General features: G+C 70.6%; 11 protein-coding genes. 6 read left to right on the plus strand and 5 right to left on the minus strand.

Features of this window, described 5'->3' with window-relative positions; all coding sequences use genetic code 11:
* The 3 genes from ND450_RS38130 to ND450_RS38140 are packed head-to-tail and all read left to right on the plus strand — an operon-like array spanning position 1 to position 2,790.
* Entirely contained in the window at positions 1 to 981 is a 981-nt protein-coding gene (locus ND450_RS38130; protein ID WP_253322968.1) for a hypothetical protein, read from the plus strand.
* Positions 981 to 2,195: an adenylosuccinate synthetase gene (locus ND450_RS38135; RefSeq protein ID WP_253322969.1), complete on the plus strand. Its 1,215-nt coding sequence runs from the start codon at positions 981 to 983 to the stop codon at positions 2,193 to 2,195. The genes ND450_RS38130 and ND450_RS38135 overlap by 1 nt, the downstream gene beginning before the upstream one ends.
* Positions 2,146 to 2,790, plus strand: coding sequence for an NUDIX hydrolase (locus tag ND450_RS38140; RefSeq protein ID WP_253322970.1), 645 nt, complete (start codon positions 2,146 to 2,148; stop codon positions 2,788 to 2,790). Before ND450_RS38135 ends, ND450_RS38140 begins: the two co-directional genes overlap by 50 nt.
* On the opposite strand, the gene ND450_RS38145 is transcribed toward ND450_RS38140, so the two are convergent.
* From ND450_RS38145 to ND450_RS38165, 5 genes are all read right to left on the minus strand, one after another.
* Positions 2,768 to 3,967: a M1 family metallopeptidase gene (locus ND450_RS38145; RefSeq protein ID WP_253322971.1), complete on the minus strand. Its 1,200-nt coding sequence runs from the start codon at positions 3,965 to 3,967 to the stop codon at positions 2,768 to 2,770. The two genes, ND450_RS38140 and ND450_RS38145, sit on opposite strands and share 23 nt — an antisense overlap.
* A complete protein-coding gene (locus tag ND450_RS38150) occupies positions 3,964 to 7,701 on the minus strand; it encodes a Pls/PosA family non-ribosomal peptide synthetase (protein WP_253322972.1) in 3,738 nt (1,245 codons plus the stop codon). Before ND450_RS38150 ends, ND450_RS38145 begins: the two co-directional genes overlap by 4 nt.
* Positions 7,702 to 7,801: 100 nt before the next feature.
* A complete protein-coding gene (locus ND450_RS38155) occupies positions 7,802 to 9,535 on the minus strand; it encodes a DUF4153 domain-containing protein (RefSeq protein WP_256557371.1) in 1,734 nt (577 codons plus the stop codon).
* 250 nt (positions 9,536 to 9,785) lie between these two features.
* Positions 9,786 to 10,784, minus strand: coding sequence for a HAMP domain-containing sensor histidine kinase (locus tag ND450_RS38160; RefSeq protein WP_253322973.1), 999 nt, complete (start codon positions 10,782 to 10,784; stop codon positions 9,786 to 9,788).
* Entirely contained in the window at positions 10,781 to 11,455 is a 675-nt protein-coding gene (locus ND450_RS38165; RefSeq protein ID WP_253322974.1) for a response regulator transcription factor, read from the minus strand. Before ND450_RS38165 ends, ND450_RS38160 begins: the two co-directional genes overlap by 4 nt.
* An 84-nt stretch (positions 11,456 to 11,539) precedes the next feature.
* Between ND450_RS38165 and ND450_RS38170 the strand changes: the two genes are divergently transcribed.
* The 3 genes from ND450_RS38170 (at position 11,540) to ND450_RS38180 (ending at position 16,433) form a co-directional block, all read left to right on the plus strand.
* Positions 11,540 to 13,711: an ATP-dependent RecD-like DNA helicase gene (locus ND450_RS38170; RefSeq protein WP_253322975.1), complete on the plus strand. Its 2,172-nt coding sequence runs from the start codon at positions 11,540 to 11,542 to the stop codon at positions 13,709 to 13,711.
* 346 nt (positions 13,712 to 14,057) lie between these two features.
* Positions 14,058 to 15,338 (plus strand): M14 family zinc carboxypeptidase, encoded by a 1,281-nt coding sequence (locus tag ND450_RS38175; protein ID WP_253322976.1) that lies wholly within the window; start codon positions 14,058 to 14,060, stop codon positions 15,336 to 15,338.
* A gap of 6 nt (positions 15,339 to 15,344) precedes the next feature.
* Complete coding sequence (locus tag ND450_RS38180) at positions 15,345 to 16,433, plus strand: serine hydrolase (protein WP_253322977.1); 1,089 nt, start codon at positions 15,345 to 15,347, stop codon at positions 16,431 to 16,433.
* Positions 16,434 to 16,533 lie beyond the last annotated feature (100 nt).

The raw sequence follows: 16,533 nt of genomic DNA on the forward strand, positions 1-16,533 counted from the left end.
ATGGGACACGGCAAGTGGGACGACAACGCGTACGCCGCGGCCAAGACCTTCCGCGCGGCCAAGGGGATCGCCGACTTCGGCTACACCGCCTCGATCAGGTCGCAGCCCGCGTCGAGCTGGAAGGCCGCGCCGGCGCTGGACCCGTTCAAGGTCGCCTACCGCGAGTGCCGCGACTCGCCCGACCACGCCGACTCGACACCGATCGCCGTGCTGTTCGACGTGACCGGGTCGATGGGCGCGGTGCCGCGGATCATGCAGGGCAAGCTCGGCAAGTTGCACGGACTGTTGCAGCGCAAGGGATATCTCGCCGACCCGCAGCTGATGTTCGGCGGGATCGGGGACGCGGACAGCGACCGGGTGCCGTTGCAGGTCGGCCAGTTCGAGTCGGACAACCGCATGGACGAGCAGCTGCGCGACATCTTCCTCGAGGGCAACGGCGGCGGCCAGAAGAGCGAGTCGTACGAGCTGGCCGCGTACTTCGTCGCGCGGCACGTCGTCACCGACGCGTGGCAGAAGCGCGGCCGCAAGGGCTACCTGTTCATCATCGGTGACGAGCTGAACAAGCCGCGGCTGGAGGCGAAGCACATCCGGCGGATCATCGGCGACGACGTCCACCAGGACATCGACCCCGTGTCGGTCTACCGCGAGCTGGCGCGCAAGTGGAACGTCTACTTCATCCTCCCCAATCAGTCGTCGTACTTCAACGACGACGCCATCGGTGAGCACTGGCGGGCGATCCTCGGGCAGAACTTCCTCAAGCTCGACGACCCCGGCGCCGTGTGCGAGCTGATCGCCGCGACGATCGGCATGGAGGAGCAGGTGGTCGACCTCGACCAGGCCCTCGTGGACCTCGCCGAGATCGGCTCGGTCACCGAGAGCAAGGCCGTCGGCAAGGCGCTGGTCGCCGTCGGTGGCAGCAAGCGCGCGGTCGTGGCGGCCCCGCTCGGCATCGACGGTCCCGACGACGTGGCGCTGAGCTGATGAACGACCACGTGATCGTCGTCGGGCTGGGGTTCGGCGACGAGGGCAAGGGTGCCACCGTCGACGCGTTGTGCGCGGACGGGTCGGTGTCGGCCGTCGTGCGGTTCAACGGGGGAGCGCAGGCCGCGCACAACGTGGTCGTCGACGGCCGGCACCACACCTTCAGCCAGTTCGGGTCGGGCACGCTCGCGGGCGTGCCGACCTGGCTGTCGCGGTTCGTGCTGGTCGAGCCGATCGCGCTGGCGACCGAGTCGCGCGAGCTGGAGGCCGTCGGCGTCACGGACCCGCTGTCGTTGATGTCGATCGACGCCCAGGCGCTGCTCACGACACCGTTCCACGTCGCCGCCAACCGGGCCAGGGAGAGGGCCAGGGGCGACGACCGGCACGGGTCGTGCGGCAAGGGGATCGGCGAGACGGTCTGGTACGGCCTGCTCGCCGGGGCGGCCGAGGGGGACGTGGTGGAGGGGCAGCGGGTGCTCGGCGAGCCGGGCCCCGCCCCGACCGTGGGCGACTGCCTGAACCCGATCACGTTGCGGCGCAAGCTCGACGCGCTCGCCCGGTTCTACGAGCCGTTGATCGGCGAAGGCCCGGGCATCGGCGAACTGGTCGGGCTCTACCGCGCGTTCGCCGACGCCGTGCGGATCACCGCGGGCCACGAAGGGCTGCTCGACGCGGGCCGAGTCGTCTTCGAGGGCGCCCAGGGCGTTCTCCTGGACGAGACGTACGGCTTCCACCCGCACACCACGTGGTCGACGGTCGTGCCGCGCAACGCCCGCGAGCTGCTCCAGGGACGTCCGGCCCGGGTGATCGGCGTGACCAGGACCTACCAGACGCGGCACGGCGCGGGCCCGTTGCCGACGGAGGACCCCGCCGTGCTCGCGAGGTTCCCGGAGCGTCACAACGGCACGGGGGAGTTCCAGGGCGCCTGGCGAGCCGGGCACCTGGACGCGAACCTGCTCCGCTACTCCGTCGATTGCTGTGGGGGTATCGACGGCCTCGCGGTGACGCACCTGGACGCTCAGGGCTTGAAGGTCGCCACTGGTGATTCGCTGGAGGACCTGTCCGATCCCGTCGCCTACCTGGAGGACCTGCTCGGCGTGGACGTGCTCGTCACGGGCACGGGGCCGGCCAGGTCCGACTACGAGGTGCGGGAGAATCCACCACATGATCGAGTCGACGTTGGTCTCGGTGGACGTCATAGCGCTCCGGTTTGACCCGGACGCGCGCACGGTGCTCGTGGGGGTCGCACCGCGCGCACTGGAGCCGTTCGCGGGGGAGCTGGCGCTGCCCGGCGTCCTGCTGGGCCGCGGCGAACGGCTGCGCGACGCGACCACCAGGGCCGTCACGGGCAAGCTCGGCCTCGCCGAGGAGTCCGTGACGGCGACGGGCCAGCTCGCCACGTTCGACGAGCCGTCGCGTGACCCGCGCGGCCCCACTCTGTCGATCGCGCTGTGGGCCACCGTGACGGGCCCGTCCGGGGACGTGGCCGTCTGGCACCGGCTCGACGACGTGCCCGCGCTGGCGTTCGACCACGACCGGATCGTCGCCGACTGCCGGCCGTTGCTCGCGGACAAGCTCTGGCGCGACGTGGCGTTCACGGCGGGCCTGCTCGGACGCGAGTTCACGACGGCGCAGGCGCTCGACGTCACCGAGTCGCTGACCGGCGACCGGCCCTACCCGGCCAACCTGGGCCGCACGATGGACCGCGTGCCGGGTCTCGAACGCACCACCGAGCACGCGTCGGCGTTGCCCAAGGGCGGCCGTCCGCCGCTGGTCTGGAAGTGGTCTAGCGAGGCAGTTCGGGCTTGAACAGCCAGCGGTCGAGCAGGTCGCGGTGCCCGGCCAGCGCGATGAAGTCCTCGGTCGTCACGACGCCGTGCCGGTTGCGCGCACACCACTCCCGCAGCAGCGCGAAGAACGAGTCGTCGCCCATCTCGCGGCGCAGCGCGTGCACGGTCAACGCCCCGCGCTTGTAGACGCGGTCGTCGAACCACTGCGACCGCGTGGGCCGGCCGATCACGATGTCCTGCGGCAGGCGCCTCAGGAGGTCCCGCGCCGCCGCGGCGCACGCGTCCGCCGACCGGCCGCCGGACGCCTCGGACCACAACCACTCCGAATAGCTGGCGAAACCCTCGTTCAGCCAGATGTGCTCCCACGAGGCGAGCCCGACCGAGTTGCCGAACCACTGGTGCGCCAGCTCGTGCGCCACCAGCCGTTCCGACCCGCGCCGCCCGTCCACGTGGTTCGCGCCGAACGTCGACAGCCCTTGCGCCTCAACGGGAACGTCGAGCGCGTCGTCGGTCACCACGACCGCGTACCTGGCGAACGGGTACGGCCCGAACAGCGACGAGAACAGCTCTATCATCGCGTTCTGCCGGCCGAAGTCGTGGGCCACCAGGCGCTTGAGCCGCGACGGTGCCCAGACGCCGGGCAGCGCCTCGACGTACTGTCCGATCTGGACGGTCGCGAGGTAGGTCGCCATCGGCGCGGCCATCGAGTACGTCCACCGGGTGGTGCTGCCGGAGACCTTGCCGTCGACCAGCACCCCGTTGCACACCACGGTGTACGGCGACGGCGCGGTGACCTCCAGGTGGTACGAGGCCTTGGACGACGGTTCGTCGAGGCACGGGAACCACGACGGCGCCCCGATGGGCTGCGAGGCCACGATCGAACCGTCCGTCAGCTCGTCCCAGCCGAGGTCGCCCCACTCGGGCGTCGAGATCGGCTTCGGGACGCCCGAGTACCGGACCTCGACGGTGAAGGCGCCGCGCACGGCGGCGCGGACGTTCAGCACGCCACCCGCGTGCCCGTAGCGGGCCGGTCTGCCGTTGACCAGCAGCTTCGAGATCCGCAGCGGTCCGAAGGACAGCGAGAACGACGTCAGGGGAGCAGGACAGGAAGCCTGCAGCACCGCGCGCCCCGAGAGGCGCGCGGAGTGCGGCTTGTAGTCAAGCTCTAGCGCGTAATGGTGTACGGAGAAACTCATGTCCACGCGGAGATCGGGTTGCCCAGCCAACGGGTTCCCGACGGTACATCCTCTCCGCGCATGACCAGCGAGGCGGGTCCGATCGTCGTGTGGTCGCCGACGGACGCGCCGGGCAGCACGATGCCGTGCGGGCCCAAAGTGGAACCGGCGCCCAGCTCCACCCGGTCCATGCGCAGGATCCGGTCGTGGAACAGGTGCGTCTGCACGACGCAGCCCCGGTTCACGGTCGCTCCGGCACCGAGCTCCACCAGGTCGGCCTCGGGCAGCCAGTACGACTCGCACCACACGCCTCGGCCGACGGACGCGCCCAGCGAGCGCAGCCACAGGTTCATGATCGGCGTGCCGCCGGAGAACCCGATCAGCCACGGCACGGCGAGCACCTCGACGAACGTGTCCGCCAGCTCGTTGCGCCACACGAACGCCGACCACAGCGGGTACTCGCGGGTCTTGAAGCGGCCCACGAGCGTCCACTTGGCGACCACGGCGACCAGGCACGCGGCCACGCCGGCACCCAGCAGCACGAGGCCGGAGGCCCAGAGGCCGAACTCCTTCAGCGCGAACAGCACGCCCACGACGAGAGCGACGTTCAGCATCACCGGCACGAACCGGCACAGCTCGACCAGCGCCCGCGCCCACATCAGGTGCTTCGGCGGGTCGAACGTGCGCGACTGGTCCGAGACCTCGGCGGCGCGCGGCAGCTTCATCGGCGGCATGCCGAGGTACGACGACCCGGCCTTGGCCCGCTTCGGCGCTGCCGACAGCACGCCGACGAGCCCGCCCTTCGGCACCGCGCGACCGGGCGCGGTCATGCCCGAGTTGCCCAGGAACGCCCGCTTGCCGACGCGCGCGGTGGCGATGCGCAGCCAGCCGCCGCCGAGCTCGTAGGACGCGACCATCGTGTCGTCGGCCAGGAACGCGCCGTCGCCCACTCTGGTCATCTTCGGCAGCGCGACCACCGTGGACGCCTCGACGCCGCGGCCGACCTTCATGCCCAGCAGGCGCAGCCACACGGGCGTGAACAGCGACGCGTACAGCGGGAACAGGGCCGAGCGCGCGTTGTTCATCAGACGCTCGGTCGTCCACGCGGCCCACGCCACCCGGCTGTGCACGGGGTAGTACCCCTCGCGCATGCCGATGCCCAGCAGGCGCACGGCGACCAGCACGATCAGCGCGTACGAGCCGAACCAGATCGCGGAGGCGACCGGGACGTCCCACAGCGCCGACGTCAGCGTCACGGGGCGGCGCAGCACGTACAGCAGGGCCGGAGCGGCCGCCAGCAGCGGCAGCGCGGCCAGCAGGCCGGACGAGAGGCCGTACATGAGGTTCCAGAAGCGCGAGCGCTCCGGGCGGCGCGACGGGAACGACCGCGCGGCCTTGCCCTCGCGGATCGCCGGGACGCCCGCCCAGCGCTGGCCGGTCGGTACCGAGCCGCGCACTCCGGAACCGGGCGCCACCTCGGCCTTCTTGCCGATCCGCGCGCCGGGGAACAGCGTGCTGCGCGCACCGACGGTCGCGCCCGCGCCGATCCGGACGCGGCCGATGCGCAGCCTGTCGCCGTCGATCCACCAGCCGGACAGGTCGACCTCGGGCTCGACGGCGGCGCCGCGCCCGACCTTGAGCATGCCCGTGACGGGCGGCAACGAGTGCAGGTCGGCGCCTTCGCCGATCTTCGCGCCCAGCGCCCGCGCGTAGTGCGTGACCCAGGAACCGGAAAGCTCGGTGGCGCGGGACATCTGCGCCAGCATCTCGGCCGTCCACAGTCGCAAGTGGACGGAACCGCCGCGCGGGTACGTGCCCGGCTTCACGCCGCGCAGCAGCAACCGCGCGCCGCCCGCGGAGATCGCGAGACGTCCGGCGGGGCTGAGGAACACCACGAACCCGGCCGCGACCCACCACCACGACACCGACGTCCAGCCCAGCACGTTCGACAACGCCGTCAGCGCCACGACCCAGCGCGCACCGGCGATCGTGAGCAGCGGGACCATCAGCAGCGTCTGGACGACACCGGTCCAGCGCGGCGTCGGCGCGACCTCGCGCACCTCGGCCGTCTCGCCGTACGACTCCAGCTTGCGCGCGAGCTTGTAGAGCGTGGGGTTCTGATAGATGTCCTGCACCGACGTGCTCGGGTAGCGCGTGCGGATCATCGACACGAGCTGCGCGGCACCGAGCGAACTGCCGCCGGACGCGAAGAAGTTCGCGTCCTCGGAGGCAGGGCCGGAGCCGAGCACCTCGGCCCACCGCTCCGCGAGCCAGCCCTCGAGCCCGCTGAACACCACACCGGCGGTGTCCATCGACTCGAGCGGCCACGGCAGGGCGGCGCGGTCGACCTTGCCGGACGTGCGCGTCGGCAGCGTCTCGACCACCGCGATCAAGGGGACGAGGGCGGCCGGCAGTTCGGTGCGCAGCTGCTCGACGGCCGCGTCCTGGTCGAACTCGCCGTCCGTGACGACGTAGCCGACGAGGATCTGGTTGCCGCCGCGAGTCGTGCGCACGGCCGCGGCGGCTCCGGCGACACCGGGCAGCGCGCCGAGCGCCGCGTCGACCTCGCCGAGCTCGATGCGGCGGCCACCGAGCTTGATCTGCTCGTCCGCGCGGCCGAGGAAGACGAGGCCTTCCGGCTCGGCGCGAACCACGTCACCGCTGCGGTACGCGCGGTCCCAGCCCATCGAGGGCAGCGGCGCGTACTTCTGCGCGTCCTTCTCGGCGTCCAGGTAGCGCGCCAGGCCGACGCCGCCGATGACCAGTTCGCCGGACTCGCCCATGGGCACGACCTCGCCCTGGGCGTCCACGACGACGAGGTCCCAGCCGTCGAGCGGCAGGCCGATGCGCACGGGGCCCTGGCCGGTCATCTGCGCGGCGCAGGCGACGACGGTGGCCTCCGTCGGCCCGTAGGTGTTCCAGACCTCGCGGCCGGGGACGGCGAGCCGCTCGGCGAGTTCGGGAGGGCAGGCCTCGCCGCCGAAGATCAGCAGCCGCACGTCGTCGAGTGCCTCGACGGGCCACAGCGCGGCCAGCGTCGGCACCGTGGAGACGACGGTGATCTCCTGCTCGACCAGCCACGGACCCAGGTCCATGCCCGTGCGCACCAGCGACCGCGGCGCGGGCACGAGGCAGGCGCCGTAACGCCACGCGAGCCACATCTCCTCGCAGGAGGCGTCGAACGCGACCGAGAGACCCGCGAGCACGCGGTCCTCGGGCCCGATCGGCTCGTCCCGCAGGAACAGCCGCGCCTCGGCGTCGACGAACGCGGCGGCGCTGCGGTGCGTCACGGCGACGCCCTTGGGCCTGCCGGTCGAACCGGACGTGAAGATGATCCACGCGTCGTCGTCCAGCCCGGGTTCCCCGGTGACGCCGAGCGTGGAGCCGTGCCGCACAAGGGATCGGCCCTCGCCCAGCACGGCACCCACCTGTGCCTCACCGAAAACGAGCTCGGCGCGCTCGTCCGGATCTTCGAAGTCGACGGGCACGTAGGCCGCGCCGGCCGCGAGGGTCGCGAGGATCGAGACGTAGAGGTCGACCGTCCCGGACGGCACGCGGATGCCGACCCGATCGCCGACCCCGACGCCCTCGGCGGCGAGCTTGTCCTTGAGTTCCAGTACTTCCGTGATCAGTGCGCGGTACGTCAGCGCGGTGGTGCCGTCGTCGACGGCCAGCGCGTTCGGGTGCGTCTCGGCACTCGCGCGCAGGATGTCCAGGAGGGTGCGCGGTGAAGGCGCCTCGCCTGCGGTGAACATCGATGGGAGGACAACGGGTTCAGCCGCGATCGTCACTTGTGCGTCACTTCTCACCCTCTCGGCAACTGGTAGCCGACCAACTTTACAGCCACGTAACGGCTTACCTCTCGCCCGAGTACGCGCCTTCACAGGTGACCTCAGTCACCACAACACTTTCGAGTGACTTCTTCGCGTTGTGGCGCGCGAGGTTCCACTCCCGCCAGTCCTTCTCGGGCGTGCGGTTCTTCAGCCACCGCAACGCACACGAGCGTTCGTGCTCGGGAAGCCTGACGAGCGCGGGCGCCGCGTCCTCCGACAACTGCGACAGGTAGTACGTGTCGATCTTCTGCGTCGCCTCGAACCGCGACACGTTGTAGTCGGCGACCACCCGTTCGGGGTTCATCGCCACCACAACGAGGAAGAACGCGGCACCCGTAGCGACGATCGCCTTCGGCAACCAGTTGGCGCGCAACGAGATCCCGCTCGCGATCACCATCACGTACACCACGGCCAGCCACACCTCGCACGACGCGACGAGCAGCCGCAGCACCGTCCACCCGTACGCCTGCTGGTAGAACCACATGCGGCTCAAGGCACTCGCGACGATGACGAGTGTGAGAACAGCCAGTGAACCGAGGAGAACCCGCAGCCACAACTGGTCCTTCTGCGTCTTCTTCACCGCGAACCGCGCCACACCGGCGATCACGCCGAGCGTCAGGATCGTGACCCACAGCAGCTGCCAGAACCCGGACCGCGCGTACTCGGCGAACGTCACCCCGGCCGTCTTCATCACGTACGCCTCGCCACCGAACAACACGGCGAGCTGCGTCCCCACGAATCCGGTGAACAGCAACACAAGCACACCCACGGGCAACCCGTAGTCCTTGAGCCGCAACGACCCCGGCTTCTGCTCGGCGTCCTCGTCGATCTCCGGCGGCGCCGCCACCAGATAACAGGCGCCGAGCGCCCCGAAAGCCGCCACCACCCCGAAGAACGCCTGCTGCACCCAGTCGTCCAGGTTCAGGTCAGGCACCAACGCCTCGAGGAAGTCGTTGAACCCCTTGTCCGCCCCGGCCAGCAACGACCCGAAGACCAACAACAACACCAACGCCACACCAACGGAGACGAACGGCCTGATGCCGATCGGCCCGCGCTTCTTGACCCCCTTGGCGACCCACGGGATCGACCGGAACGCACCCAGCCCGACCCCGACCGCCCCGAACACGAGCCCCCGCACCGTCTTGCCGCCGGCCATCGCGATCGACCCGCAGAGCATCGACGCCAGCAGGCTGAGCGGGAACACCCACTCCGCGGCCCGCAGGAAGGCCATCGCGAGGAACGCCAGGGCGGCCGCCAGCCACAACGCCCGCTCGACCGTGGGCCTGCCGCTGTAGAACAGCACCGCGCCGACGCCGACGAGCCCGGCCAGGAACCAGCCGATGCCGTTGTTCGGCACGGCGAGGAAGGCACCGGCCAGGCCTGCGGCGAGGCCCGCGATCAGGGCCTTGCCGGGGGCGCCGGTCGTGGGTGGGCGCCACCAGGGCATGAACGGGACGCCCGGGGCGGCCATGGCGGGGGTGGCGGCGGGGTAGCGGGGTGGGCCCTGCCACGGGGAGGGCGGGGGGAGGGTGGCGGTGACGACCGCGGCGGGCTGGACGGCCGGGGTGGGCTGGGCAGCGGGTGCGGGCTCGGCGACGGGCTTCGCCTCGGTGGTGGGCTTCGCCTGTGCCACTCGCTTGTCGGCGGTCGGCTTGGCCTCTGCCGTGTCAGGCGTGTCAGCCGCGGGCTTGGACTCCGCGGCTGCCTCGGGCTGCGCGGGCTGGGGCTTGTCCCCGGCGGTGGCGGCCCCCTCCACCGTGACTTCCTTCGGGGCCGTGGCGTCCTCGGGCTCAGGCGAGCCCGAGGCCACCGGCCGGTACCCCACCCTCCGGAAATCCCGGTACCGCGACCGCCCGACCCCCTTCCCCACCGCCTTCCGCGCAGGCTTCCCAGGCGTCCCGGACGTCTCACCAGAGTCAGTCATGTCTCTCTCCCAAGCCCGAAAACGGGCGCGCTTCACCGCCACACCAGCACAAACGGGTGCGGACGAGAACGAACAAGAAAAGTCAGCGGGGCAACGTCACCCGGATGCACGACCCGGGGTCCACCACGGCGATCGTGCCGCCGTGCAGATCCACCACCCACCGGGCGATGGCGAGCCCGAGCCCGGTCCCGCCACCGCCCGCCCTCTCCCCTCGGGTGAACCTCTCGAAGATCCGGGACCGGTCGGCGACCGCGATCCCCGGCCCCTCGTCCCGGACCTCCAGCACCACGCACGACCCGGACGCGTACCCGGACACGGACACCAACCCCCCGGTGGGTCCGTGCCGGGCCGCGTTGTCCACCAGGTTCACGAGCACCTGGTGGAGCCGTTCCCCGTCGGCGAGGACGGTCAGGTCGCCCGGGACGTCGATCGAGAACGAGGCGGCGGGCGCGGCCACCGCTGCCTCCGCCACCACATCCGCCACCAGCGACGACACCGACAGCGTCTCCCGGTTCAGGGACAGCACCCCGGCGTCGATCTTCGACAGGTCGAGCAGTTCGGTGACCAGCCGCCCCAGCCGCTCGGTCTGGGCGAGGGCCGTCCGCATCGTCGCGGCATCCGGCGAGGCCACCCCGTCCACCACGTTCTCCAGCACCGCCTGCAACGCGGAGATCGGAGTCCGCAGCTCGTGCGACACGTTCGCGATCAGCTCACGCCGCTGCTGGTCGGCGGCGGCGAGGTCGGCGGCCATCACCGTGAACGCCTCCGCGAGCTGCCCGACCTCGTCGGACGACGTGGCCCGCACCGAGCGCGAGTAGTCCCCGGAGGCCATCGACCGCGCCGCGGAGGTCATCTCCCGCAACGGCGAGGTCATGCCGTGCGCGAGCAGCTGCGAGGTCAGCAGCCCCAGCACCAGCGCGATCAAAGTCGTCCGGGGCGGCAGCCACCCCGTCACGTAGCGGAAGTACGCGAACGACACGCACCCGGACACCACGATCACGATGCCGAGCTTGAGCTTGATCGACCGCACCGAGTCCAGCGGACGCGGCAGCATGTCGATCAGCTCGAGCACGCGTCTCATCGCGGTACCTCCAGCGCGTACCCGACGCCGTGCACGGTCCGGATGAGGTCGGCGCCGAGCTTGCGGCGCAGCGCCTTCACGTGCGAGTCGACCGTCCGCGACGACGCCCCCTCGTGCCACCCGCACGCCTCCGCCAGCAGGCGCTCCCGTGCCTGCACGGCGGAGGGGCGTTCGGCCAGGAACACCAGAAGGTCGTACTCGGTCGGCGTCAGGTGCGCCTCGACGCCCGAGCGCGACACCCGCCGCGACGACAGGTCGATGAGCAGGTCGCCCAGCTCCAGCGACCGCGACGACACCGCACGGGACACGCGGCGCAGCAGCACGTGCACACGTGCGGCCAGTTCGCGCATCGAGAACGGCTTCGTCAGGTAGTCGTCGGCCCCCACGGCGAGCCCGACCAGCAGGTCGGTCTCGTCCCCCCGCGCGGTAAGCATCAGCACGGGCACCGACCGCGACGCCTGGATCCGCCGGCACACCTCGAGCCCGTCGTACCCCGGCAGCATCACGTCGAGAACCACCAGGTCAGGCCCGAAGGCGGCCGCCACGGCCACCCCGGACGGACCGTCGTGCGCGACCGCCACCTCGAACCCCTCCGCCCGCAGCCGCGCGGCCACGGACTCGGCGATCGTGATGTCGTCCTCCACGACGAGCACCCTGCGCTGACCTGTCATGGCGGCGACTTTATGGGTATGTCGTGGAGGACGCCGGGACAAGTTGTGAAGATCGTGTGCAGACCTGCGAGGTAGGTTCGCACCATGAACGTCCTCGAAGCGGTCCTGGAGAGGATCACCTACGCCAACGAGGACAACGGCTACACCGTCGCCAAGGTCGACACGGGCCGTGGTGACCTGGTCACGGTCGTCGGCGCGCTGCTCGGGGCGCAGCCGGGCGAGTCCATCCGCATGCGCGGCACGTGGGGCTCGCACCCGCAGTACGGCAAGCAGTTCCACGTCGACGACTACACGACGATCCTGCCCGCGACGATCCAGGGCATCCGCCGCTACCTCGGGTCCGGCCTGATCAAGGGCATCGGGCCGGTGCTCGCGGACAAGATCGTCACCCACTTCGGCGTCAGCGCCCTCGACGTCATCGAGAACGAACCCGAGCGCCTGATCGAGGTCCCCAAGCTCGGCCCGAAGCGCACCAAGCTCATCGCCGACGCGTGGGAGGAGCAGAAGGCCATCAAGGAGGTCATGGTCTTCCTCCAGGGCGTCGGCGTCTCCACGAGCCTCGCCGTCCGCGTCTACAAGCAGTACGCGGACAAGTCCATCGACGTCGTCCGGGACGAGCCGTACCGGCTGGCCGCGGACGTCTGGGGCATCGGCTTCAAGACCGCCGACGTCATCGCGAAGGCCGTCGGCATCCCGCACGACAGCCCGCAGCGCGTCAAGGCCGGCCTGCAGTTCACGCTCTCCGAGGCCACCACCGACGGGAACTGCTACCTGCCCGAACAGGCCCTCATCGCGGACGCCATCAAGATCCTCCAGGTCGACACGGGCCTCGTCATCGACTGCCTCGCGGAACTCGTCGAGGAGGAGGGCGTGGTCCGCGAGGAGCTCCCGGACGACGAGATCGCCATCTACCTGGTCCCGTTCCACCGCGCCGAGATCTCGATGGCGGCCCAGCTCAAACGCCTGCTGCACGCCGACACCGACCGCATGCCGAGCTTCGCCACCGTCGACTGGGACAAGGCCTTCGCCTGGCTCGGCACCGACCTGGAGGAACACCAGGCCGCGGCGGTCAAGCTGGCCCTCACGCAGAAGGTCGCCGTGCTCACCGGCGGCCCCGGCTGCGGCAAGAGCTTCACGGTCCGCTCGATCGTGCGGCTCGCCCAGGCGAAACGCGCCAAGATCGTCCTGGCCGCCCCGACCGGACGTGCCGCGAAGCGCCTCACCGAGCTGACCGGCCACGAGGCCCGCACGGTCCACCGCCTGCTCGAACTCAAGCCCGGCGGCGACGCGGCCTACGACCGCGACCACCCGCTCGACGCCGACCTCGTGGTCGTGGACGAGGCCTCGATGCTGGACCTGCTGCTGGCCAACAAGCTCGTGAAGGCCGTCCCGCCCGGCGCGCACCTGCTGCTCGTCGGCGACGTCGACCAGCTGCCGTCCGTCGGCGCGGGGGAGGTGCTGCGGGACGTGCTGGCGCAGGGCAGCCCGGTCCCGAACGTCCGGCTCACGCACATCTTCCGCCAGGCCCAGGAGTCCGGCGTCGTCACGAACGCCCACCGCATCAACAGCGGCGACTACCCGATCGTCCAGGGCATGCCGGACTTCTTCCTCTTCAGCACCGACGAGGCGGAGGAGGCGGCGAACCTGACCGTCGACGTCGTCGCGAACCGCATCCCGCGCAAGTTCCGGCTCGACCCGCGCAAGGACATCCAGGTCCTCGCCCCGATGCACCGCGGCCCGGCGGGTGCCGGCGCGCTCAACACCGTGCTCCAGGAAGCCCTCACGCCGTCGCGCGACAACCTGCCCGAGAAGCGGTTCGGCGGCAGGGTGTTCAAGCTCGGCGACAAGGTCACGCAGATCCGCAACAACTACGACAAGGGCAAGAACGGCGTCTTCAACGGCACGCTGGGCGTCGTCATCGCCCTCGACACCGTCGAGCAGAAGCTGACGGTCCGCACCGACGAGGACGAAGAGGTCGACTACGAGTTCTCCGAGCTGGACGAGCTCAGCCACGCCTACGCCATGACCATCCACCGGTCACAGGGCAGCGAGTACCCGTGCGTGGTCATCCCGATCACGACCAGCGCGTGGATGATGCTGCAGCGCAACCTGCTCTACACCGCCGTCACGCGCGCGAAGAAGCTCGTCGTGCTGGTCGGCAGCAAGCGGGCCATCGGCCAGGCCGTGCGCACGGTCGGGGCGGGCCGCCGCCACACGGCGCTGGCCCACCGCCTGAGGACCGCGCAGGCGTTCTGACGTTTCGTCAGTCCATGCTGCGCACGATGGTCGGCTCCAGCCCCTCGTCGTCGTCCGTGAGAGAACCGCGCCAGGGGAAGGAGATCTCAGCGACACCGTCGTTGTAGAGATGGTCCATGGCTTGCGCTCCCACTTCTTCCGGGTCTGGTGTGTGCGAACCTCGCTGTCCGTCGAGTCGGTTTCGGCTTCACTGCGCAATAACCGCTGCGGTGCTGACCCAAATGGTATTGATTTTCGTCACATCGCGCCAAGTGGACCCGATCGGCGTCTCAAGGACCGGACGGTAATCATCCGGTCGGTCGAACGGAGTGGCGGCGATCGGCCGAACGGCCCATCATCGTCGATCATGCGGACCGCCGTCGCCCTGCTCGCCTGCCTGGCCCTCCTCCTCAGCCCCGCAGCGGCTCCGGCGGAAGGTCCACAAGCGACACACTTGCTGCGCGTCCCCGCGCCGATGGGCGATGCCGCGCAACGGTTGCTGGCCCTCGGGTACGACGTGCTGGAACAGCGCGACGGCGACGACCTGTTCGTGGTCGGCGACCCGCGGACCGCGGACGAGCTCCGCGCCGACGGGTTCGCGTCCACCGCGGAGAAGGTGATGGCCCCGTCGCACCGGCAGCCGCGTTCCCTCGCGGACACGACCTACTACGGCGGCTACCGCACGATCACCGCGCACCTGGCCCACCTCGACGAGGTGGCGAAGGCGCACCCCGGCCTCGCGACCGTCGTCGACTACGGCGCCTCCTGGCGCAAGACGCAGGGCAGCGGCGGGTACGACCTCAAAGCCATCTGCATCACCAGGAAAAGTCCAGGTGACTGCGCACTCACGCCCACCGCGCCGAAGCCGCGCCTGTTCGTGATGGGCCAGCTGCACGCCAGGGAGATCACGACAGGCGACATGGCGTGGCGCTACGTCGACGACCTGGTCGGCTCGCCTGACCTCACCGCGATGCTGTCTGAACTGGAGGTCTGGGTCGTCCCGATCGCCAACCCGGACGGCGTCGAGATCGTCGAGTCCGGCGGTGACACCCCCGTCCTGCACCGCAAGAACGCCAACGGCACCTGCAGCTCGGGTCCACGCGGCGTCGACCTCAACCGCAACGCCGGCTCGCACTGGGGCGAGGTCGGCTCGTCCAGGAACAAGTGCGCCGAGACCTACCAGGGCCCGCGCGCCGACTCCGAGGTCGAGGTGCAGGCGCTGGAGTCGTTGTGGCGCAAGCTCTACCGCGACACCCGCGCGCCCGGCGACACGGCGGCGGCCTCCGCCGACACGACCGGCGCCGTGATCTCCATGCACAGCTACGGCGACTACGTGCTCTTCCCGTGGGGCTGGAGCACGCAGAAGACGGGCAACGACGCCGCGTTGCGCAAGATGGCGAACGACATGGCCGCGCGGTCCGGGTTCACCGCCGGCCAGCCGGGCGAGGTGCTCTACAACTCGTCGGGTGTCACCGACGACTGGGTGTACGACGACCTGGGCGTGCCCAGCTTCGTCTGGGAGATCGGTGCGAGCTCCGGCCGGTGCGGTGGCTTCCTGCCGCCGTTCTCGTGCCAGGCGGACGTGCATTGGCCGAAAGTGCGCCCCATGCTCGTTTCGGCCATGAATGCAGCAAAGCGCCCGTACTGACGCGTTGTGGGGGCATGGGGAAACGCTTGCTCGCCACCGTCGCCGCCTTCAGCCTGCTCTTCACCGGGACCGCGGTCGCCGACGACACCGGAGTCGACCGCGGGACCGTCCAGGAAGGCCTCGACGAACTGGTCGCGGTCGGGGTCGCCCAGGGCACCCAGGCCCGGATCACCGACGGCCGGACCCGCTTCACCGCGGTCCGGCACCGCCGAGAGGAACGACCCGCGCCCGGTCCCGCTGAACGGCCGCTTCCGCGCGGGGAGCATCACCAAGTCCTTCACCTCGACCACCGTGCTGCACCTGGCCGGCGAGGGGAGGATCTCGCTGGACGCGCCCGTCGACCGCTACCTGCCCGGCCTGGTCGACCGCCGGATCACCGTCCGCCACCTGCTCCAGATGACCGGGGGGCTCTACAACTACACCGACGCGCTCGCGTTCGACCCCCAGGGCTTCGAGGAGATCCGCTACCGGCAGTGGCAGCCGCGGGAGCTCGTCGAGATCTCCACGAGCAGGCCGCTCGACTTCGAACCCGGCACGAAGTGGAACTACTCCAACACCAACTACGTCGTCCTCGGCCTGCTCATCGAGCAGGTGACGCGCCGGCCGTACGAGAGGGTCGTCGAGCAGCGCATCCTGAAGCCGTTGCGCCTCAACGACACCACGTTCCCGGGCGGCGACACGGAGATCCGCGGCCCGCACGCCCACTCGTACGGCATCGTGAACGGACGCACGATCGACACCACCCGCTGGAACCCGTCCGTCTTCTGGGCCGCTGGTGACGTCATCACGACCACCCGCGACCTCGACACCTTCTACACCGCCCTGCTCACCGGCAAGCTGCTCGAGCCCGCCCAGCAGAGCGAACTCACGAAGACCACCGCCGTCAGCACGGACTACGGCCTGGGCGTCTTCGTGGAGAAGGCCCCGTGCGGCACCACGATCATCGGCCACCCCGGTGGCGTGCCGGGCTTCTCGACCTACGCCTACTCGACCCCGGACCTCCAGCGCCGCGTGGAGCTCTCCCTCTCCGCGGGCGTCGGCACCGGCGACCCGGCGAGCGCCTACGGCAAGCTGATCAACGAGATCTTCTGCTGATCGGACCAGGGGTCATCCCCCCGGTGCCTGCCGTCTTCCCGGCAAGACCCCTAGGGACAGCGTGCGACTCCAGGTGGATGCGGAGCCGTGCCCCGCCTCG

This window comes from Lentzea sp. HUAS12 (assembly GCF_024125735.1).
GTDB lineage: Bacteria > Actinomycetota > Actinomycetes > Mycobacteriales > Pseudonocardiaceae > Lentzea > Lentzea albida.